Genomic DNA, 19,803 nt, shown 5'->3' on the forward strand with positions numbered 1-19,803 from the left:
CCCGCGATGACGCCAGGACCAACGACGCAGATTGCGGGTCAGAAGAAAGTCAGCCCCACGTGGAACAGCTTCTCCACATCGCGGATATGTTTTTTATCCACAAGGAACAGAATCACGTGGTCGCCGGCCTCGATCACCGTATCGTCGTGGGCGATCAGCACTTCCTCGTCGCGGATGATCGCGCCGATGGTGGTGCCTGGCGGCAGCGCGATGTCCTCGATGGCGCGGCCGATCACCTTGCTCGATTTGGCATCGCCATGGGCAATCGCCTCGATGGCTTCCGCCGCGCCACGGCGCAGCGAGTGCACGCTGACGATATCGCCGCGGCGCACGTGGGCCAGCAGGGTGCCGATGGTGGCCAGCTGCGGGCTGATGGCGATGTCGATATCGCCGCCCTGGATCAGGTCGACATAGGCCGGGTTGTTGATGATGGTCATCACCTTCTTCGCCCCCAGGCGCTTGGCCAGGAGCGAGGACATGATGTTGGCCTCGTCGTCGTTGGTCAGGGCCAGGAAGATATCGGCGTCGGCGATATTCTCTTCCATCAGCAGGTCGCGGTCCGAGGCGCTGCCTTGCAGGACCACGGTGCTGTCTAGGTTGTCCGAGAGGTAGCGGCAACGCGCCGGGTTCATCTCGATGATCTTCACCTGGTAACGGCTTTCGATGGCTTCGGCCAGGCGTTCGCCGATCTGTCCGCCACCGGCGATGACGATGCGCTTGTAGGATTCGTCGAGGCGGCGCATCTCGCTCATCACCGCGCGGATGTTGGCCTTGGCGGCGATGAAGAACACTTCGTCGTCGGCCTCGATCACCGTATCGCCCTGGGGCAGGATCGGCCGGTCACGGCGGAAGATCGCCGCGACGCGGGTGTCGACGTTGGGCATGTGCTCGCGCAGCTGACGCAGTTGCTGCCCCACCAGCGGCCCGCCGTAATAGGCCCTGACCGCCACCAGCTGGGCCTTGCCTTCGGCGAAGTCGATCACCTGCAGGGCGCCGGGGTGTTCGATCAGGCGCTTGATGTAGTTGGTCACCACCTGTTCCGGGCTGATCAGCACGTCGACCGGAATCGCCTCGTTGTCGAACAGGCCGGCGCGGGTCAGGTAGGCCGCCTCGCGGACCCGGGCGATCTTGGTCGGGGTGTGGAACAGGGTGTGGGCGACCTGGCAGGCGACCATGTTGGTTTCGTCGCTGTTGGTCACCGCCACCAGCATGTCGGCATCGTCGGCGCCGGCCTGGCGCAGCACCGTCGGGAACGAACCGCGGCCCTGCACGGTGCGGATGTCCAGACGGTCGCCGAGATCGCGCAGGCGTTCGCCATCGGTGTCGACCACTGTAATGTCGTTGGCTTCGCTGGCCAGATGCTCCGCCAGCGTGCCGCCCACCTGCCCTGCTCCGAGGATGATGATCTTCATCCAGTCACTCCCTTCGAACCTTTCTTAACCGCGCGTGGCGGCAATCTTGATCAGCTTGGCGTAGTAGAACCCGTCATGGCCGCCTTCTTGCGCCAGCAACTGGCGACCGTGGGGCTGCTTCAGGCCGGCCGGAGGCTGGCCCAGTTGCCCGGCGATGTCCAGTTCGCGAGCGCCTGGGGTCCGGGCCAGGAAAGCCTCGATCACCTCGGTGTTTTCGGTTGGCAAGGTCGAGCAGGTGGCGTACAGCAGGATGCCGCCGACTTCCAGGGTCGACCACATGGTGTCCAGCAGTTCGCCTTGCAGCTGCGCCAGGGCGGCGATGTCGTCGGCCTGGCGGGTGAGCTTGATGTCCGGGTGGCGACGGATCACCCCGGTGGCCGAACACGGCGCGTCCAGCAGGATGCGCTGGAACGGCTTGCCGTCCCACCAGGCGGCAGTGTCGCGGCCGTCGGCGGCGATCAGCTCGGCGTTCAGCCCCAGGCGGTCGAGGTTTTCCTGGACGCGCACCAGGCGCTTGGCTTCCAGGTCCACCGCGACCACGCCGGCCAGCGCGGGCTCGACTTCGAGGATGTGACAGGTCTTGCCGCCGGGGGCGCAGCAGGCGTCCAGCACCCGTTGTCCCGGCGCCAGCTCCAGCAGCTCGGCGGCCAGTTGCGCGGCCTCGTCCTGCACGCTGATCCAGCCTTCGGCGAAGCCCGGCAGGCTGCGCACGTCGGTGGCTTCATCGAGGACGATGCCGTCCTGGCTGTAGACGCAAGGCTTGGCGGCGACGCCGGCCTCGCTCAGCAGCTGGAGGTAGGCCGCGCGGGAATGATGGCGACGGTTGACCCGCAGGATCATCGGCGGGTGGGCGTTGTTGGCGGCGCAGATGGTTTCCCATTGCTCGGGCCAGAACGCCTTGAGGGACTTTTGCAGCCAGCGCGGATGGGCGGTACGCACCACCGGGTCACGCTCCAGCTCGGCGAACAACGCCTCGCTCTCGCGTTGGGCGCGGCGCAGCACGGCATTGATCAGCGCCTTGGCCCAGGGCTTTTTCAGCTTGTCGGCGCAGCCCACGGTTTCGCCGATGGCGGCGTGCGCCGGGACGCGGGTGTAGAGCAATTGATAGAGGCCCACCAGCAGCAGCGCCTCGACGTCGGCATCGGCCGCCTTGAACGGCTTCTGCAACAGCTTGGCCGCAAGCGCCGTCAGCCGGGGCTGCCAGCGCGCGGTGCCGAAAGCCAGGTCCTGGGTGAAGCCGCGATCGCGTACTTCGACCTTGTCCAGCAGGGTCGGTAGCGAGCTGTTGAGCGAGGCCTTGCCATTGAGGACCGAGGTCAGGGCCTTGGCGGCGGCCAGACGCGGGTTCATTGGGCGTCCGCCGCTTGTCCGAGCACGGTGCCGGTGGCGAACTTCTCGCGACGGCTGTTGAACAGGTCGCTGAAGTTCAGCGCCTTGCCGCCGGGCAATTGCAGGCGGGTCAGGCACAGCGCCTGCTCACCGCAGGCGACCAGCAGGCCGTCCTTGCTGGCGCCGAGGATCGTCCCCGGTGCGCCCTTGCCTTCGGCGAGGCTGGCGGCCAGCACCTTCAGGGCTTCGCCGTTGAGGGTGCTGTGGCAGATCGGCCAGGGGTTGAAGGACCGTACCAGGCGCTCCAGTTCCACCGCCGGGCGGCTCCAGTCGATCCGTGCTTCGTCCTTGTTCAGCTTGTGGGCGTAGGTGGCCAGGCTGTCGTCCTGCACTTCGCCTTGCAGGGTTCCGGCAGCGAGGCCGGCGATGGCCTGCACCACGGCTGGCGGGCCCATTTCGGCGAGACGGTCATGCAGGCTGCCGCCGGTGTCTTCGGCGCTGATCGGGGTGCTGACCTTGAGCAGCATCGGCCCGGTGTCCAGGCCGGCTTCCATGCGCATCACGGTCACGCCGCTCTCGGCGTCGCCGGCTTCCACGGCGCGCTGGATCGGCGCTGCCCCGCGCCAGCGTGGCAGCAGCGAGGCGTGGCTGTTGATGCAGCCCAGGCGCGGAATATCCAGCACCACCTGCGGCAGGATCAGGCCGTAGGCGACCACCACCATCAGGTCCGGCGCGAGGGCCGCCAGTTCGGCCTGGGCCTCCGCGTTGCGCAGGGTTGGCGGCTGCAGCACGGGGATGTCGTGTTCCAGCGCCAGCTGCTTGACCGGGCTCGGCATCAGCTTTTGCCCGCGCCCGGCCGGACGGTCCGGCTGGGTGTAGACCGCAACGATCTCGTAGGGGCTGTCGAGCAGGGCCTTGAGGTGTTCGGCGGCAAATTCCGGGGTGCCGGCAAAGACGATGCGCAGTGGCTCAGTCATGGGAATTCTCGCAAATAAATACGCAGAAAAGAAAAAGGCTTGCCGCTGCAAGCCTTTGGAAGAAGGGGATCAAGCCTGCTGACGATGCTGCTTTTCCAGCTTCTTCTTGATCCGGTCGCGTTTGAGCGTGGACAGGTAATCGACGAACAATTTGCCGTTGAGGTGGTCGCATTCGTGCTGGATGCACACCGCGAGCAGGCCTTCGGCGATCAGTTCGTAAGGTTGGCCGTCACGGTCCTGGGCCTTGATTTTCACGCGTTGCGGACGATCGACGTTCTCGTAGAAGCCCGGTACCGACAGGCAGCCTTCCTGATACTGGCCCATCTCGTCGGTGAGCGCTTCGAACTCGGGGTTGATGAACACCCGTGGCTCGCTGCGGTCTTCGGACAGGTCCATGACCACGATGCGCTTGTGCACGTTGACCTGGGTAGCGGCCAGGCCGATGCCGGGCGCCTCATACATTGTTTCAAACATGTCGTCGACCAACTGACGCACTTCGTCGTCCACTACGGCCACTGGTTTGGCGATAGTGCGCAGGCGCGAGTCGGGGAATTCGAGGATGTTTAAAATGGCCATAAGCGTAATTGCTACACGTGTGAAGTAAGTTCGGAGTCGGAGGCCTTGCGGGTTCTGGAAGGGCAACCGTTGTAAAACGTGCTCGATCAGGAGCAGGGAGCGCACAGGCGCTGGCGTTTCACGCGAGTACACATAATAAAGGGATTCACCGCATGAGGAAATCACTACTCGCCTTGCTGCTCGTGGGCTGGGCCGGTTTCGGCCAGGCGCAGGTGCCGCTCCGGGAGGGTTATCCACAGCGCTACACCGTGGTGGCGGGCGATACCTTGTGGAGCATCGCCAACCGCTTTCTGCGCGATCCCTGGCAATGGCCGGCGCTCTGGCAGGCCAATTCCAGCCTCGCCGACCCCAATTTGATCTACCCCGGCGACTCCCTGGCGCTGGTACAGATCAATGGCGAACCACGCCTGACCCTGGAACGCGGCGCCTCCCGGGGCACCCTCAAGCTGTCGCCCCAGGTGCGCCGCATGCCGCTGGTCGAGGCGATCCCGACCATTCCGCTGCAGGCCATCGACAGCTTTCTGCTGAGCAACCGCATCCTCGACCGGGCCGACTCCTTCGACAGTGCGCCCTACATAGTCGCCGGCGATGCCGAACGGGTGCTCAGCGGCACCGGCGACCGGATCTTCGCGCGCGGCCGCTTCGACCCGGAACAGTCGGCCTACGGCATCTTCCGCCAGGGCAAGACCTACACCGACCCGCAGAGCGGCGAACTGCTGGGCATCAACGCCGACGAGATCGGCGGCGGCGAGGTGGTCGCGGTCGAGGGCGATATCGCCACCCTGCAACTACAGCGCACCACCCAGGAAGTGCGCCTGGGCGACCGCTTGTTCAGCGGCGAGCCGCGGGTCATCAACTCGACCTTTGTCCCCAGTCCGCCGAGCCGGGCGGTCGAGGGCCTGATCATCGACGTGCCACGGGGCGTCACCCAGATCGGCGCGCTGGACGTGGTGACGCTGAACAAGGGGCGGCGCGATGGCCTGGCTGAAGGCAATGTGCTGGCGGTGCTGAAAACCGGTGAAACCGTGCGCGATCGGGTGGCTGGCGGCCAGGTGAAGATGCCGGATGAGCGGGCCGGCCTGCTGATGGTTTTCCGCACCTACGACAAGCTCAGCTACGGCCTGGTGCTCAACGCTTCCCGCTCCCTGGCGATCATGGACAAGGTGCGTAACCCGTAAAACCCTCAACAAGTTACCAACAGAGTTATCCACAGCTTATTCCTGCTTCAGCTGGGCTTATAACGATCAAGGATGATCCTATGTCACTGCCTGCCCAGGCTCCGGTTTCCCCCGCGGAACTGGAAGCCCGTCTACGTTTGCACCGTTTGCCGGACCTTGGCCCGAAGCGTTTTCAGCTGCTGCTCGAAGCCTTCGGTTCGGCCTCCAAAGCCATCAGTGCGCCGGCCAGTGCCTGGCATGCGCTGGGCCTGCCGACGGGCGCGGCCGAGGCCCGGCGCAACGCCGAGGTGCGTGATGGCGCCAGCCGTGCATTGGCCTGGCTGGAGCGTCCGGGCCAGCATTTACTAATGTGGGACCAGCCTGACTACCCGCCACTGCTGAATGAAATTGCCGATGCGCCGCCGCTGCTGTTTGTCGCCGGCGATCCGCGGATCCTGGAAAAGCCGCAGTTGGCGGTGGTCGGCAGCCGTCGCGCTTCGAGGCCCGGCATGGACACCGCTGCGGCCTTTTCCCGCAGCCTGGCCGCGGCCGGTTTTGTCATCACCAGTGGCCTGGCGCTGGGGATCGACGGCGCGGCGCACCAGGCCGCCCTGGAGGTCGGCGGGCAGACCGTCGGCGTGCTGGGCACCGGCCTGGAAAAATTTTATCCACAGCGCAACCGGCGTCTGGCCGACGCCATGATCGCCCAGGGCAGCGCGGTGGTTTCCGAGTTCCCGCTGGAGACCGGGCCCCACGCCAGCCACTTTCCCCGACGCAACCGGATCATCAGCGGCCTGTCCCTTGGCGTGCTGGTGGTGGAGGCCAGCGTCGCCAGCGGTTCGCTGATCACCGCCCGGCTTGCCGCCGAGCAAGGCCGCGAGGTGTATGCGATACCGGGGTCGATCCATCACCCCGGAGCCCGAGGCTGTCATCAGCTGATTCGCGATGGCGCAGTGCTGGTGGAGACCATCGAACATATCCTCGAAGCCTTGCGTGGCTGGCAACGGCTGCCGTTATCCACAGCCCCGCCACAAACCGCGCCCGCTCACCCGTTGCTGGCGCTGTTGCACGCCGCGCCGCAGACCAGCGAGGGCCTGGTGCAGGCCAGTGGCTGGAGCCTGCCCAGGGTGTTGGCGGCGCTCACCGAACTGGAGCTGGAAGGCCATGCGGTATGCGAAGGAGGTTGCTGGTATGCCCGAGCAAAAGGCTAGGCTCTGTACAAAAAGTGGCTGCGCGCTGGGCGCCTTCGGCGCTACGCAGGCCATGCTGCGTTAAAAACAGGCTCGGAATGCTCATTTAGGCCCCTACAGTCGAGCGCGACCCCGGCCGTTCCTCGCCTGTTTTTGCCTTGCCTGACCTTCGCTCGCCGACTTTTCGTACAGACCCTAGGCTTTATAGGCAGGATCGGTAAACTGCGCACAGCCTTAATCCGGAGAGTCAGCAATGGTCAGCAGTTGGCGTGTGCAACAAGCCGCACGAGAAATTCGCGCAGGGGCGGTGATTGCCTATCCAACCGAAGCAGTCTGGGGGTTGGGGTGCGACCCGTGGAACGAAGAGGCGGTGGATCGGTTGCTGGCCATCAAGTCGCGCTCCGTGGACAAGGGCCTGATCCTGATCGCCGACAACATTCGCCAGTTCGATTTTCTCTTCGAGGACTTCCCCCAGGAATGGCTCGATCGCATGGCCAGCACCTGGCCTGGCCCGAACACCTGGCTGGTGCCCCATCAGAATCTGTTGCCGGAATGGGTCACCGGGGTCCATGACACCGTGGCCTTGCGGGTCAGCGATCATCCACTGGTGCGTGAGTTGTGCGCGTTGGTGGGGCCGCTGATTTCCACTTCGGCCAACCCCCAGGGGCGCCCGGCCGCGCGCACGCGGATTCGTGTCGAGCAGTATTTCCGCGGGCAACTGGACATGGTCCTGGGCGGCAACCTGGGCGGGCGCAGGAACCCGAGCCTGATCCGTGATCTGGTGAGCGGCAGGATCGTGCGTCCGGCCTGAAACCGCGTCATCGTTTATCGCGGGNGAGCGAGGCTTGCCCGCGATGCATTTCAAGGCAGCAGAATGGTCGAACCCGTGGTGCGTCGCGCCGACAGTTCGGTCTGCGCCTTCGCCGCGTCCGCCAGTGGATAACGCTGGCCGATCTCGATCTTCAGCTGGCCGCTGGCGATCATGCCGAACAGATCGTCGGCCATGGCCTGCAGGTTCTCGGCGTTGTTGGCGTAGGTGCCCAGGGTCGGACGGGTGACGTACAGCGAGCCCTTGGCCGCCAGGATGCCCAGGTTGACCCCCTCCACCGCGCCGGAGGCGTTGCCGAAGCTGACCATCAGGCCCCGTGGCTGCAGGCAGTCCAGCGAGGTCAGCCAGGTGTCCTTGCCCACGCCGTCGTAGACCACCGGGCATTTCTTGCCGTCGGTCAGCTCCAGCACGCGCTTGGCCACGTCTTCATGGCTGTAGTCGATGGTTTCCCAGGCGCCGAGGGATTTCGCCAGCGCGGCTTTTTCCGGCGAACTGACGGTGCCGATCAGCTTCACCCCCAGGGCCTTGGCCCACTGGCAGGCGAGCAGCCCGACGCCGCCGGCGGCCGCGTGGAACAGCACGGTTTCGCCGCCCTTGAGCTCATAGGTCTGGCGCAGCAGGTACTGCACGGTCAGGCCCTTGAGCATCCCCCCTGCGGCCTGTTCGAAGCTGATGCTGTCTGGCAGGTGCACCAGATTGTCCGCGGGCAGTACATGCACCTCGCTGTAGGCGCCCAGCGGGCCGCTGCCATAGGCCACGCGATCGCCGACCTTGAAGCGGGTCACGGCGCTGCCCACCGCCTCGACCACCCCGGCCCCTTCGGCGCCCAGGCCCGATGGCAAGGCCGGTGGCGCGTAGAGACCGCTGCGGTAGTAGGTGTCGATGAAGTTCAGGCCGATGGCCTTGTTGCTCACCCGGACCTGCTGCGGGCCCGGTTCGGCGGGTTGATAATCCACATACTCGAGTACTTCCGGGCCGCCATGGGCCCGGAACTGGATACGTTTGGCCATCTGCAATCTCTCCTCGGTCGTGTCGTGAAAGTGCCTTATCGGACTCCTATGCTTGACCGCCGTCAACTGCGACCGGCCCCTGCGCAGTGTTATGCTACGCGCCCATTTGCGCAGGCCCCCTGCTGTATCCCTGGCGCCGCGTAGCTTTGCCCGATTCAAGGTGATGCCATGACTACCCGCACCGAGGCTGTAAAAGCCTACCTGCTCGACCTGCAAGACCGCATTTGCGCTGCCCTGGAAGCCGAAGACGGCGGTACGCGCTTCGTCGAAGACGCCTGGACCCGACCGGCCGGCGGTGGCGGGCGCACCCGGGTGATTGCCGAGGGTACGGTGATCGAGAAAGGCGGCGTCAACTTTTCCCACGTGTTCGGCAGCGGCTTGCCGCCGTCCGCCAGCGCCCACCGGCCCGAACTGGCCGGCCGTGGCTTCGAGGCGCTGGGCGTGTCGCTGGTGATCCATCCGCACAACCCCCACGTGCCGACTTCCCATGCCAACGTAAGATTCTTCATCGCCGAAAAAGAAGGCGAAGAGCCGGTCTGGTGGTTCGGCGGCGGTTTCGACCTGACCCCCTACTACGCCAACATCGATGACTGCGTGCACTGGCACCGCGTCGCGCAAAAGGCCTGTGCGCCCTTTGGCCCGGACGTCTACCCGCGCTACAAGGCCTGGTGCGACAGCTATTTCCACATCAAGCATCGCAATGAACCGCGCGGCATCGGTGGCCTGTTCTTCGACGACCTCAACGAGTGGGACTTCGACACCAGCTTCGCCTTCATGCGCGCCATCGGCGATGCCTACCTCGAGGCTTACCTGCCGATCGTCCAGCGCCGCAAGGCCCTGGCTTATACCGAGAAGCAGCGCGAGTTCCAGGAATACCGTCGCGGCCGCTATGTCGAGTTCAACCTGGTCTACGATCGAGGCACCCTGTTCGGCCTGCAATCGGGCGGGCGTACCGAATCGATCCTCATGTCCCTGCCGCCGCAGGTCCGTTGGGGCTACGACTGGAAAGCCGAGCCGGGCAGCGAAGAAGCGCGCCTGACCGAATATTTCCTGCAGGATCGCGACTGGCTGGCGGGCTCCGCGTAAAGCGTTGCAGCCGGTTGGCCGGCGCTGGACGATAATGCGATTGAACAGAACAGCGCAGCGCCCCTGTCGCCAGCAAGCTGGCTCCTTCAGGGGCGTGCATGAGGGTTTTATTGGATGGATCAGTACGTCGTTTTTGGTAACCCGATCGGCCACAGCAAGTCGCCGCTGATTCATCGGCTGTTCGCCGAGCAGACGGCGCAGCGGCTGGTCTACACCACCCTGCTGGCGCCCCTCGACGATTTCGCCGGCTGCGCCCGCGGGTTCTTCGTCGACGGGCGTGGCGCCAACGTCACGGTGCCGTTCAAGGAAGACGCCTACCGCCTGGCCGACAGCCTGACCGCCCGCGCCCAGCGCGCCGGCGCGGTGAACACCTTGAGCAAACTCGCCGATGGCAGCCTGCTGGGCGACAACACCGACGGCGCCGGCCTGGTGCGCGACCTGAAGGTCAACGCCGGCTTCAGCCTCAAGGGCAAGCGCATTCTGCTGCTGGGTGCCGGTGGTGCGGTGCGCGGGGCGCTGGAACCCTTGCTGGCGGAGCAGCCGGCGTCGGTGATCATCGCCAACCGCACGGTGGAAAAGGCCGAGCTGCTGGCCGAGCTGTTCGGCGATCTGGGGCCGGTGTCCGCCAGCGGTTTCGACTGGCTGCGCGAGCCGGTGGACCTGATCATCAACGCCACCTCGGCCAGCCTCACCGGCGATGTGCCGCCGATCGCCGCCAGCCTGATCGAGCCGGGCAAGACGGTTTGCTACGACATGATGTATGGCAAGGAGCCGACCGCCTTCTGTCGCTGGGCCAGCCAATACGGCGCGGCGATTTCCATGGATGGCCTGGGCATGCTCGCTGAACAGGCGGCGGAAGCCTTCTTCCTGTGGCGCGGCGTGCGCCCGGACACCGCGCCGGTGCTGGCGGAGCTGCGGCGCCAGCTGGCGCTCTGACAGATCGCGTCATCGTTCATCGCGGGCAANCCCGCGATGGGATCGCCGCTATAACCGCGCTGCAACCGGCGATCAATCCTCAAAGCGGATCGGGCATCTCTCCGCGCCTTCGAGCTTGCGCAATTCTTCGATCACCGAGGCCCGCGCGCGGCGCAGGGTCAGGCTGCGGTTCTGCCGCAGCAGGCGGCGGGCTTCCTGGTGCAGCATGGCCACCCCGGAATAGTCGATGAAGTTGATCTGCCGGGCGTCGATCACCAGGCGTGGCGCATGGCAGCGCTGCATGCGCACTTGCAGGTAGTGGCTGGCGCCGAAAAAGATCGAGCCGCCGACCCGCAGGATGTCCTCGTCGCCTTCCCGGCCATGCTGCACGCGCGGTTGCGAGGTGCGCTTGAGGTAGAAGAACAGCGACGCCAGGACCCCGGCATAGATCGCCGTCTGCAACTCCAGCAGCAAGGTGGCGACACAAGTCAGGCTCATCACCACGAACTCGGCGCGGCTGACCCGGAACAGCGCGCGAATGCCGCGATGGTCCACCAATCCCCAGCAGATCAGCAGGATGCTCCCGGCCATGGCCGGGATCGGGATATGGGCGATCAGCGCCGCGCCGGCCACGGCGAACAGGGCCACCCACAGCGCCGAGAACACCCCCGCCAGCGGCGAACAGGCGCCGGCTTCGTAGCTCAGGCCAGAACGGGTAAAGGAGCCGGACGACAGATAGCCGGAGAAGAACGCGCCGGCGATATTCGACAGGCCTTGGGCGCGGACTTCCTGGTTGGCATCGAGCAACTGCTCGGAGCGTGCCGACAGCGAGCGGGCGATCGACAGGCTGGTCACCAGCCCCAGCATGCCCACCGCCACGGCGCTGGGCAGCAGGCGCAGGATCATGTCCAGGTCCAGCGGCAGCGGGCTGAACGGCGGCAAGCGCCCGGTAAAGGCGCTGACCAGCTTCACTTGGCCGAACAGCGCCGGCCACAGCCACACCACCAGAGCGCTGAGGATCAGGCTGATCAGCAGCGACGGCCAGCGCGGTACCAGCAGCTTCAGGGCCAGGCCAACGACCAGCGTGCCCAGGCCGAGGATCAGCGAGGGCTTATCCACGGCATCGAGATGGGCGAACAGCGAGGTCAGGCTGTTCAGCGCGGTAGCCTCGCTCGGCAAGTCCAGGCCCAGCAGGTTGGGCAACTGCCCCAGGGCGATCACCACTGCGGCGCCGAGGGTGAAGCCGAGCACCACCGAGTGGGACACGAAGTTCACCAGCGCGCCGAAGCGCAACAGCCCCAGCAGCCACTGGAACAGGCCGGCGAGCAGGGTCAGCAGCAGGATCAGGGTGATGTAGTCCTGGGACGCCGGCACCGCCAGGGGGCTGACGCTGGCGTAGAGGACGATGGAAATCGCCGCGGTCGGGCCACAGATCAGGTGCCAGGAAGAACCCCAGAGGCAGGCGATCAGCACCGGGACAACGGCGGCATACAGGCCGTATTCCGGGGGCAGGCCGGCGATCAGGGCATAGGCGATGGATTGCGGCAGGGCGAGGATGGCGCCGCTCAGGCCCACCAGCAGGTCGCGCCCGACGCTGGCGCGGGTCTGCCGGGGCAGCCAGCTCAGGAAGGGCAAGAGTGAATGGCGATTGGGCCAGGCCATGGGTCCTCGCGGTCAGCTTGTTCAGAGGCGTCAGGGTAAAGCATTACCAGAGGGCTGGCCCCATTCCGAAAGGTTCTCTGTAGGAGCGAAGCTTGCTCGCGATGCGGGCGACGCGTTCTCCCAGATGGAACGCGTGCGCAGGTTCTGGGGCTACTGCGTAGCCCATCGCGGGCAAGCCTCGCTCCTACCATGGGCGTTAGAGTTTGGCCTGCACCGCCGGCAGCGCATCCTTGCCGTCGAGGGTCTTCACCCCGTCCAGCCACTTGTCCAGCACCGCCGGGTTGGCCTTGATCCAGGCCCTGGCTGCATCCAGGTTGCTGAGCTTCTTGTTGGCCACCTCGGCCATGATGCTGTTCTCCATGTCCTGGGTGAAACTCAGGTTGCTCAGCAGTTTGCCGACGTTCGGGCAGGCCTGTGCATAACCCTTGCGGGTCAGGGTGTAGACGCTGCCGGTGTCGCCGAAGTACTTCTCGCCTCCCTTGAGGTAATGCATCTTCAGCTGCACGTTCATCGGGTGCGGGGTCCAGCCGAGGAAGGTGACGAACTTCTGCCTTTTCACCGCCCGCGAGACTTCGGCGAGCATCGCCTGTTCGCTGGACTCGATCAGCTTCCACTGGCCGAGCTCGAAGTCGTTCTTCTTGATGATCTCTTGCAACGACAGGTTGGCCGGGGCCCCGGAGCCGATGCCGTAGAGTTTCTTGTCAAACTTGTCGGCGTATTTGTTCAGGTCGTTGAAGTCATGCACGCCGGCGTCCCAGACGTAATCCGGCACCGCCAAGGTGAACTCGGTGCCGTCCAGGTTCTTCGCCAACTGGGTGACATCGCCATTGGCCACGAACTTGTCGTAGAAGCCCTGCTGCGCCGGCATCCAGTTGCCCAGGAACACATCCACCTGGCCGTCCTTGAGCCCGCCGAAGGTGATCGGCACCGCCAGGGTATCGACCTTGGCCTTGTAGCCCATGCCGTCCAACAGAAAGCTGGTGATGGCGTTGGTGGCAGCGATGTCGCTCCAGCCCGGGTCGGCCATCTTCACGGTCTCGCACCCCTGTTCGGCCCAGGCCAGGGCCGGGATCGAAGCACTGCCCAGCGCCAGAAGCGCGGCCGTCACTGCTGTGGATAACCTTTGCATGCTCTTCCCCTTACGTTATTGGTTTTGGCAGGGTTGTGGATAACGAGCCTTGCGCTCCAGATCGTCGAGGTCGATGTGGTTGCGCATGTATTGCTGGCTGGCGTCGACCAGTGGCTGGTGGTCCCAGCTCTTCAGCTTGCCGAGGCTCAAGGCGCCTGCGACGAAACGACGGCGGCGCTGGCTGGCGAGTACCTGTTGATGAATGTGCGGGATATCCCATTTGGCCCGCGCTTCGCGGAGAAAATCCTCGAATAGCTGGCGATGTTGCGGCGATTGGCTGAGTTCTTCCTGCTCGCGGGGGTCGTTGGCCACATCGAACAGCAGGCAGGGGTCGTCTTCGCTGTAGATGAACTTGTAGCGGCCGCGGCGAATCATCATCAGCGGACTGATGGTGCCTTCGGCCATGTATTCGCCGAAGACTTCGTCATGCCCGCCCTGCCCTTGCAGGTGCGGCACCAGGGAACGGCCATCCAGCGGCAGATCCGCTTGCAGTTGGCCACCGGCCAGTTCCACCAGGGTCGGCAGCAGGTCGGCGGTCGAGACCGCCTGGGCTACCCGGCCGGCGGCGAACTGCCCCGGCGCGCTGACCAGCAGCGGCACCCGCGCGGCCATTTCGAACCAGTGCATTTTGTACCAGAGGCCGCGCTCGCCGAGCATGTCGCCGTGATCGCCGGAGAAAACAATGATGGTGTCGTCGATCAGCCCGGTTTCCTCCAGGGTTTCCAGGAGTTTGCCGACGTTGCTGTCGATATAGCTGCATGCGCCGAAATAGGCGCGACGCGCGTCGCGAATCTTATCCACAGGCAGCGGCTTGTCCCACAGGTCGTAGACCTTGAGCAGGCGCTGGGAATGGGGGTCAAGCTCGCCTTGGGCCGGGGTCTGCGGCAGCGGAATATCCTCGTCGCGGTACAGGTCCCAGAAGGCTTTGGGAATGGTGTAGGGATCGTGGGGGTGGGTCATCGACACGGTCAGGCAGAACGGCTGGTCGCCGTCTTCGCGAACGTGATCGAACAGGTACTGGCGGGCCTTGAACACCACTTCTTCGTCGAAATCCAGCTGATTGGTGCGCACGCATGGCCCGGCCTGTAGCACCGAGGACATGTTGTGGTACCAGCTCGGGCGCACGTCCGGCGCGTCCCAGTTCACTGCCCAGCCATAGTCGGCCGGGTAGATATCGCTGGTCAGGCGTTCTTCGTAACCGTGCAACTGGTCCGGGCCGCAGAAATGCATCTTGCCCGACAGCGCGGTGCGGTAGCCCAGGCGGCGCAGGTAGTGGGCGTAGGTCGGGACGTCGGCGGGGAAGTCGGCGGCGTTGTCATAGGCGCCGATCTTGCTCGGCAACTGGCCGCTGACCAGGGTGAAGCGCGAGGGCGCGCACAGCGGGCTGTTGCAGTAGGCGGCGTCGAACACCACGCCTTGCGCGGCGAGACGGCTCAGATGCGGCAGCTTGATGGGTGATGGACCGTAGAACGGCAACATTGGCGCGGCCATCTGATCGGCCATGATGAAAAGAATGTTCTTGCGCTTCATGTATTCGCGGCATTCCATAGTGGGCAGTTATGCGAAAGTGCTGCGATTGAGCATGTAATCCGTGGCTTTCGCGGTAAAGCCCATGTGCGGCAATGACTAGGATAAGTACAGCTTATGTATGAAGCGCTTGGCGATCTGTCCCTGGACCTGTTCCGCGTATTCGAGGCGGCGGCGCGCCAGCGCAGCTTTACCGCCGCAGCGGTGGAGCTGGGCACCACCCAACCGGCCATCAGCCAGCAGATCAAGCGGTTGGAGGAGCAGCTCGGCACCCGGCTGTTCGACCGCATCTACCGTGGCATCCAACTGACCGAGGCCGGCAGCCAGTTGTTCGAACAGGTGCAGGCCGGCTTGCAGAGCATCGACAGCGGCCTGAGCGCCATCACTGCCCAGCACCAGCACGAGGTGCTGCAGGTGGCCACCGACTTCGCCTTTGCCGCCTATTGGCTGATGCCTCGGCTGCACCGCTTCCACACCGCCAATCCACAGGTGGACGTGAGCCTGGTCACCAGCGAGCGTAGCCACAACATGCTGCGCAGCGATATCGACGTGGCGGTGCTGTTTGGCGATGGCCGTTTCAAGCAGGGGGAAAGCCATTGGCTGTTCAACGAGGAAGTGTTTCCGGTGTGCAGCCCGCTCTTGCTCAAGGAACGGCCACTGCCCCTCGGCGCCCAGTCGCTGCTGGAGTTTCCGCTGTTGCACCTGAAGGGGGAAAACAGCAGCCACTGGTTCGACTGGAGCGGCGTGTTTCGCGAGTTGGGGATCGCCACCCCGCCGGCGCCGGGGCAGTTGCGTTTCGACAACTACACCCTGCTGATCCAGGCGGCGATCGGCGGCCAGGGCGTGGCCATCGGCTGGCGCCACCTTGTGGATAACTTGCTGGCGCAAGGTCTGTTGTGCCGGCCGATCAGCGAAACGGTGATTTCCCGCTACGGCTATTACGTGGTCCTGCCCCAGCGCAAACGTCGAGGGGCGCTGATCCAGCGGTTTTTCGACTGGCTGATGGCCGAGCAGGCCGACAGTGCGCAATCCCTGACCGGGCTGGCTTTGCCTTCGATTGCTATCTGAGGTTTAGGGTTGGCGCGCAAGCCATCGCGAGCAAGCTCGCTCCTACATGGGATCGCATAACCTTCAGTAGGAGCCAGCTTGCTCGCGATAAGGATTCAACACACGAAGTTCACATGCTCGCCCACATGCAGGTTCAGCTGCTGTTCATCGGCAATGCCGGCGGCCACTCGCGCCAGTCGCTGCACTGGCTCGTCCAGTTTCGGCGGGAGGCTGCCGGCGGGCTGGCTGAAATGTTCCAGGGTCAGCCCGGGGACGCTCTGCGGCGCATTCACCAGGGTCCAGCGCAAGCTGCTACCTTGCAGCGCATCGAGGATGGCTTCGGCCGCCTGGCGGTCTGGGTAAGCTTCCATCTCCGGCTGGTCCAGCACCTCGAAATTCCCCACCAGAAACAGGCGTCGGACGCCTGCAGTCTGCATGCCGGCGATCAGCGCTTCGACCGCGCGGACTTGCTCCCGGGGTTCGAGCAGCAGGTTTTCCTGCTGTTCGAGGCCCATGGGCAGCCCCGGGGCGTCCAGCAGGCAGGCCACCACATCGCCCCCGGCCACGCTTTGCCTGACCCGCGGGGCGTCGAACAGGTCACCGCATTTGGTACGCAAACCGGGAAGGGGCTCGAGGGCCGTCAGGTCGTCGAGGATGGCGATGACCTCATGCTGGCGCCGCATGAATTCCGCCATCAGCGCGCTGCCCAGGCTGCTCATGGCACCATAGAGCACCAGCTTGACCACCGGGGTTTCGGCATTTTTCATGGCGCGGCTCGTTTCTTTACACTGGTGATATTTTGACCCGTAGGCAGTCGCCAGGGTTCGACTTCAGTCACGAGGTTTCCATGCAACGCATCAAGGGCTATCACGCCCACGTGTATTTCGACGCCAGCACCATCGACCAGGCGCGGGCCCTGTGTGAACAGGCGGCGCAATTGTTTCCGTTGAAGATGGGGCGGGTGCATGAACGGCCGGTCGGCCCGCACCCGGACTGGAGCTGCCAGCTGGCGTTCGAGCCGCAGTACCTGGGTGTGGTGCTGCCGTGGCTGGCGCTCAATCGCAACGGGCTGGTGGTGTTTCTGCACCCGGATACCGGGGACGACCTGAAGGATCACACGGAGCATGCGATCTGGATGGGGGCGATCAGGCCGCTGGATCTGTCGATTTTTTGAGCTTTTCGTAGGAGTGAGCGGGCGGCGATCCGACTTGCCCGCGATGAACGATAGCGCGTTGTGACAGATGCACCGCATCGCTTTCATCGCACGCAAGCTGTGCTCCTACAGGAGCGAGCGGTCAATACAGCACGCCGTCGAGGATCTCGTAGACGATCCCGCTGCCCACCGCGATCAGCACGATATCGGCGCCCATGCGCCGCCATTCGTAACCCTGGTAGTACGGCAGGTGTGCCAGGGCGCGGTTGTCCAGGCGTTCGCCGTAGTAGCCGCGAGGCAGCGGCTGGCCGCGCACCAGATGGATGCCGTGGGGCGGCGGCGCGCCGCGTACGAAGTAGGCGTGATTGTCGCGAATGGTCTCGCGCACCGGGCCGAAATCCCGGGGCGGGCCGCCACGCCGATCGGCCTGGGGACCGCGATACTCATCGCCCCGATTGTCCGCGCGATTGTCTCCTCGATTGTCGTAGCGACCCTGTTGCGGGCCGCCGCGATCCTGGTCGTCGCGTGGGTCGGCGACCGCGTGCAACAGCGGGCTGGCGCTGAGCATCAGCACGCCGAGACCGGCAATCAGGCGTTTGGGCATTTTCATCGGGTCTTCCTCAGAACACGAACAACAAAAAGGGGTTCAGAACCTGGTCCTGAACCCCTTGGTCTTGCTGGCTTAGTCTGTGGATCCCGAGGCTAATTCCTCTGTATCAGGAACTTTACCCTCAGCTGACACGGGCTTGACGCACCCCTTCGGCGAGGGAAGCGCACAGGCTCAGCACGCCGTCCACAGCCTGCTCGGAGCTGGTGGCATTGGCGATCTGGTCGATCAGCGCCGAACCCACCACCACGCCGTCGGCCAGGCGGGCGATAGCCGCGGCCTGCTCCGGGGTGCGGATGCCGAAACCGATGCTGATCGGCAGGTCGGTGTGGCGACGCAGGCGGGTCACCGCCTCTTCCACGTGCTCCAGGGTGGCGGAACCGGCACCGGTGACACCGGCCACGGAGACGTAGTAGACGAAGCCCGAGCTGCCGTTCAATACCTTCGGCAGGCGCACGTCGTCGGTGGTCGGCGTGGTCAGGCGGATGAAGTCGATGCCGGCGGCCTGGGACGGGTCGCACAGCTCGGCGTTGTGCTCGGGCGGCATGTCGACCACGATCAGGCCGTCGACGCCGGCTTCCTTGGCTTCGGCAATGAAGCGCGGCACGCCGTAGTGGTGGATCGGGTTGAAGTAACCCATCAGCACCAGCGGCGTGTCGTTGTTGCTAGCGCGGAACTCGCGAACCATCTGTAGGGTTTTCGCCAGGTTCTGCTTGGCCTCCAGGGCGCGGATGTTGGCCAGCTGGATCGCCGGGCCGTCGGCCATCGGGTCGGTGAAGGGCATGCCCAGCTCGATCACGTCGGCGCCGGCTGCCGGCAAGCCTTTGAGGATCGCCAGGGAAGCGTCGTAGCCCGGGTCGCCGGCGGTGACGAAGGTCACCAGGGCGGCGCGGTTCTGTTGCTTAAGCTCGGCAAAGCGAGTTTGCAGGCGGCTCATCAGTGTTTCTCCTGCTTGGACTGTTGCATGTGGTGCATCACGGTTTGCATGTCTTTGTCGCCGCGGCCCGAGAGGTTGACCACCATCAGGTGATCCTTGGGCAGGTTCGGCGCGCGCTTGAACACTTCGGCCAGGGCGTGGGCGCTTTCCAGGGCCGGGATGATGCCTTCCAGGCGGCAGCACTGGTGGAACGCGGCCAGGGCTTCGTCGTCGGTCACCGAGGTGTATTCGACGCGGCCGATATCGTGCAACCAGGCGTGCTCAGGGCCGATGCCCGGGTAGTCGAGGCCGGCGGAAATCGAGTGGGCGTCGATGATCTGGCCATCCTCGTCCTGCAGCAGGAAGGTGCGGTTGCCGTGCAGCACGCCTGGCAAGCCGCCGTTCAGGCTGGCCGCGTGCTTGCCGGTCTCGATGCCGTAGCCGGCGGCTTCGACGCCGATGATCTGCACGCTCTTGTCGTCGAGGAACGGATGGAACAGGCCCATGGCGTTGGAACCACCGCCGATGCACGCCACCAGGCTGTCCGGCAGGCGGCCTTCCTGGGCTTGCAGCTGCTCGCGGGTTTCCTTGCCGATCACCGCCTGGAAGTCGCGGACCATGGCGGGATAAGGGTGCGGACCGGCCACGGTGCCGATCAGGTAGAAGGTGCTGTCGACGTTGGTCACCCAGTCACGCAGGGCTTCGTTCATCGCGTCCTTCAGGGTGCCGGTGCCGGCGACCACCGGGATCACTTCGGCGCCCAGCAGCTTCATGCGGAACACGTTGGCCTGCTGGCGCTCGATGTCGGTGGTGCCCATGTAGATCACGCAGTCCAGGCCGAAACGCGCTGCCACGGTGGCGGTGGCCACGCCGTGCATGCCGGCGCCGGTCTCGGCGATGATGCGTTTCTTGCCCATGCGCCGCGCCAGGAGGATCTGGCCGATGCAGTTGTTGATCTTGTGCGCGCCGGTGTGGTTCAGCTCTTCGCGCTTGAGGTAGATCTTGGCGCCGCCGCAGTGTTCGGTCAGGCGCTCGGCGAAATACAGCGGGCTTGGACGGCCGACGTAGTCGCGCTGGAAGTAGGCCAGTTCCTTGAGGAACTCCGGATCTTCCTTGGCCGCTTCGTATTCGCGGGCCAGGTCGAGGATCAGCGGCATCAGGGTTTCGGCGACGTAACGGCCGCCGAACGCGCCGAACAGGCCGTTGGCATCAGGACCGTTGCGCAGGTTGGTCTGGGTCATGGGGCGCTCCCGGTGATTCGTCAAAAGGGTGAATGCGTGG

The 19,803-nt window shown here is 65.0% G+C and carries 19 protein-coding genes; 7 read left to right on the forward strand and 12 right to left on the reverse strand.

The features are described from left to right. Positions 1-38: 38 nt before the first annotated feature. The 4 genes from trkA to def all read right to left on the reverse strand — a co-directional run bounded on the left by trkA (position 39) and on the right by def (position 4,294). Positions 39-1,412, reverse strand: a complete 1,374-nt coding sequence (gene trkA / locus ACTJKT_RS17320; RefSeq protein WP_440787922.1) for a Trk system potassium transporter TrkA — start codon at positions 1,410-1,412, stop codon at positions 39-41. A gap of 24 nt (positions 1,413-1,436) precedes the next feature. After that, positions 1,437-2,762 (reverse strand): 16S rRNA (cytosine(967)-C(5))-methyltransferase RsmB, encoded by a 1,326-nt coding sequence (gene rsmB / locus ACTJKT_RS17325; protein ID WP_440787923.1) that lies wholly within the window; start codon positions 2,760-2,762, stop codon positions 1,437-1,439. Then, positions 2,759-3,718 carry a methionyl-tRNA formyltransferase gene (gene fmt, locus ACTJKT_RS17330; RefSeq protein ID WP_440787924.1) on the reverse strand — a complete coding sequence of 320 codons (960 nt, stop codon included), beginning with the start codon at positions 3,716-3,718 and terminating at the stop codon, positions 2,759-2,761. The genes rsmB and fmt overlap by 4 nt, the downstream gene beginning before the upstream one ends. Positions 3,719-3,787: 69 nt before the next feature. Beyond that, positions 3,788-4,294: a peptide deformylase gene (gene def / locus ACTJKT_RS17335; RefSeq protein WP_440787925.1), complete on the reverse strand. Its 507-nt coding sequence runs from the start codon at positions 4,292-4,294 to the stop codon at positions 3,788-3,790. A 152-nt stretch (positions 4,295-4,446) separates the two neighbouring features. On the opposite strand from def, the gene ACTJKT_RS17340 reads away from it, so the two are divergent. From ACTJKT_RS17340 to ACTJKT_RS17350, 3 genes are all read left to right on the forward strand, one after another. Next, complete coding sequence (locus tag ACTJKT_RS17340; protein ID WP_440787926.1) at positions 4,447-5,472, forward strand: LysM peptidoglycan-binding domain-containing protein; 1,026 nt, start codon at positions 4,447-4,449, stop codon at positions 5,470-5,472. A gap of 80 nt (positions 5,473-5,552) precedes the next feature. After that, positions 5,553-6,662 carry a DNA-processing protein DprA gene (dprA, locus tag ACTJKT_RS17345; RefSeq protein WP_440787927.1) on the forward strand — a complete coding sequence of 370 codons (1,110 nt, stop codon included), beginning with the start codon at positions 5,553-5,555 and terminating at the stop codon, positions 6,660-6,662. A gap of 232 nt (positions 6,663-6,894) precedes the next feature. Beyond that, on the forward strand, positions 6,895-7,452 hold the full coding sequence (locus ACTJKT_RS17350) for an L-threonylcarbamoyladenylate synthase (RefSeq protein ID WP_097306356.1): 558 nt from the start codon (positions 6,895-6,897) through the stop codon (positions 7,450-7,452). Between the two features lie 50 nt (positions 7,453-7,502). Here ACTJKT_RS17350 and ACTJKT_RS17355 read toward each other — a convergent pair whose 3' ends face one another. Next, positions 7,503-8,480 carry an NADPH:quinone reductase gene (locus ACTJKT_RS17355; protein ID WP_440787928.1) on the reverse strand — a complete coding sequence of 326 codons (978 nt, stop codon included), beginning with the start codon at positions 8,478-8,480 and terminating at the stop codon, positions 7,503-7,505. A gap of 168 nt (positions 8,481-8,648) precedes the next feature. Here ACTJKT_RS17355 and hemF point away from each other — a divergent pair, with 168 nt between their 5' ends. After that, positions 8,649-9,566, forward strand: a complete 918-nt coding sequence (gene hemF, locus ACTJKT_RS17360; RefSeq protein ID WP_440787929.1) for an oxygen-dependent coproporphyrinogen oxidase — start codon at positions 8,649-8,651, stop codon at positions 9,564-9,566. Positions 9,567-9,680: 114 nt separating this feature from the next. Next, positions 9,681-10,502 (forward strand): shikimate dehydrogenase, encoded by an 822-nt coding sequence (gene aroE, locus ACTJKT_RS17365; RefSeq protein ID WP_025806858.1) that lies wholly within the window; start codon positions 9,681-9,683, stop codon positions 10,500-10,502. A gap of 72 nt (positions 10,503-10,574) precedes the next feature. Here the strand turns inward: aroE and ACTJKT_RS17370 are convergent, their stop codons facing one another. The 3 genes from ACTJKT_RS17370 to betC form a co-directional block, all read right to left on the reverse strand. Further along, positions 10,575-12,143: a SulP family inorganic anion transporter gene (locus tag ACTJKT_RS17370; RefSeq protein WP_440787930.1), complete on the reverse strand. Its 1,569-nt coding sequence runs from the start codon at positions 12,141-12,143 to the stop codon at positions 10,575-10,577. Positions 12,144-12,339: 196 nt separating this feature from the next. Further along, complete coding sequence (choX, locus tag ACTJKT_RS17375) at positions 12,340-13,272, reverse strand: choline ABC transporter substrate-binding protein (RefSeq protein ID WP_440787931.1); 933 nt, start codon at positions 13,270-13,272, stop codon at positions 12,340-12,342. 15 nt (positions 13,273-13,287) lie between these two features. After that, positions 13,288-14,802 carry a choline-sulfatase gene (betC, locus tag ACTJKT_RS17380; protein WP_440787932.1) on the reverse strand — a complete coding sequence of 505 codons (1,515 nt, stop codon included), beginning with the start codon at positions 14,800-14,802 and terminating at the stop codon, positions 13,288-13,290. A gap of 114 nt (positions 14,803-14,916) precedes the next feature. On the opposite strand from betC, the gene ACTJKT_RS17385 reads away from it, so the two are divergent. Then, on the forward strand, positions 14,917-15,867 hold the full coding sequence (locus tag ACTJKT_RS17385) for a choline sulfate utilization transcriptional regulator (protein WP_440787933.1): 951 nt from the start codon (positions 14,917-14,919) through the stop codon (positions 15,865-15,867). Between the two features lie 95 nt (positions 15,868-15,962). Here the strand turns inward: ACTJKT_RS17385 and ACTJKT_RS17390 are convergent, their stop codons facing one another. After that, the gene (locus ACTJKT_RS17390; protein WP_440787934.1) at positions 15,963-16,613 is read right to left on the reverse strand and encodes an NAD(P)-dependent oxidoreductase; all 651 of its coding nucleotides are present in this window, start codon (positions 16,611-16,613) and stop codon (positions 15,963-15,965) included. An 80-nt stretch (positions 16,614-16,693) separates the two neighbouring features. Between ACTJKT_RS17390 and ACTJKT_RS17395 the strand changes: the two genes are divergently transcribed. After that, positions 16,694-17,020, forward strand: coding sequence for a DOPA 4,5-dioxygenase family protein (locus ACTJKT_RS17395; protein ID WP_440787935.1), 327 nt, complete (start codon positions 16,694-16,696; stop codon positions 17,018-17,020). Between the two features lie 121 nt (positions 17,021-17,141). Here ACTJKT_RS17395 and ACTJKT_RS17400 read toward each other — a convergent pair whose 3' ends face one another. From ACTJKT_RS17400 to trpB, 3 genes are all read right to left on the reverse strand, one after another. Next, positions 17,142-17,609: an anti-virulence regulator CigR family protein gene (locus ACTJKT_RS17400; RefSeq protein ID WP_440787936.1), complete on the reverse strand. Its 468-nt coding sequence runs from the start codon at positions 17,607-17,609 to the stop codon at positions 17,142-17,144. 121 nt (positions 17,610-17,730) lie between these two features. Further along, positions 17,731-18,543, reverse strand: a complete 813-nt coding sequence (gene trpA, locus ACTJKT_RS17405; RefSeq protein ID WP_440787937.1) for a tryptophan synthase subunit alpha — start codon at positions 18,541-18,543, stop codon at positions 17,731-17,733. After that, positions 18,543-19,763, reverse strand: coding sequence for a tryptophan synthase subunit beta (trpB, locus tag ACTJKT_RS17410; protein ID WP_440787938.1), 1,221 nt, complete (start codon positions 19,761-19,763; stop codon positions 18,543-18,545). Before trpB ends, trpA begins: the two co-directional genes overlap by 1 nt. Positions 19,764-19,803 lie beyond the last annotated feature (40 nt).

Origin of the sequence: Pseudomonas sp. 22526 (assembly GCF_052044735.1) — a bacterium.
GTDB lineage: Bacteria > Pseudomonadota > Gammaproteobacteria > Pseudomonadales > Pseudomonadaceae > Aquipseudomonas > Aquipseudomonas piscium.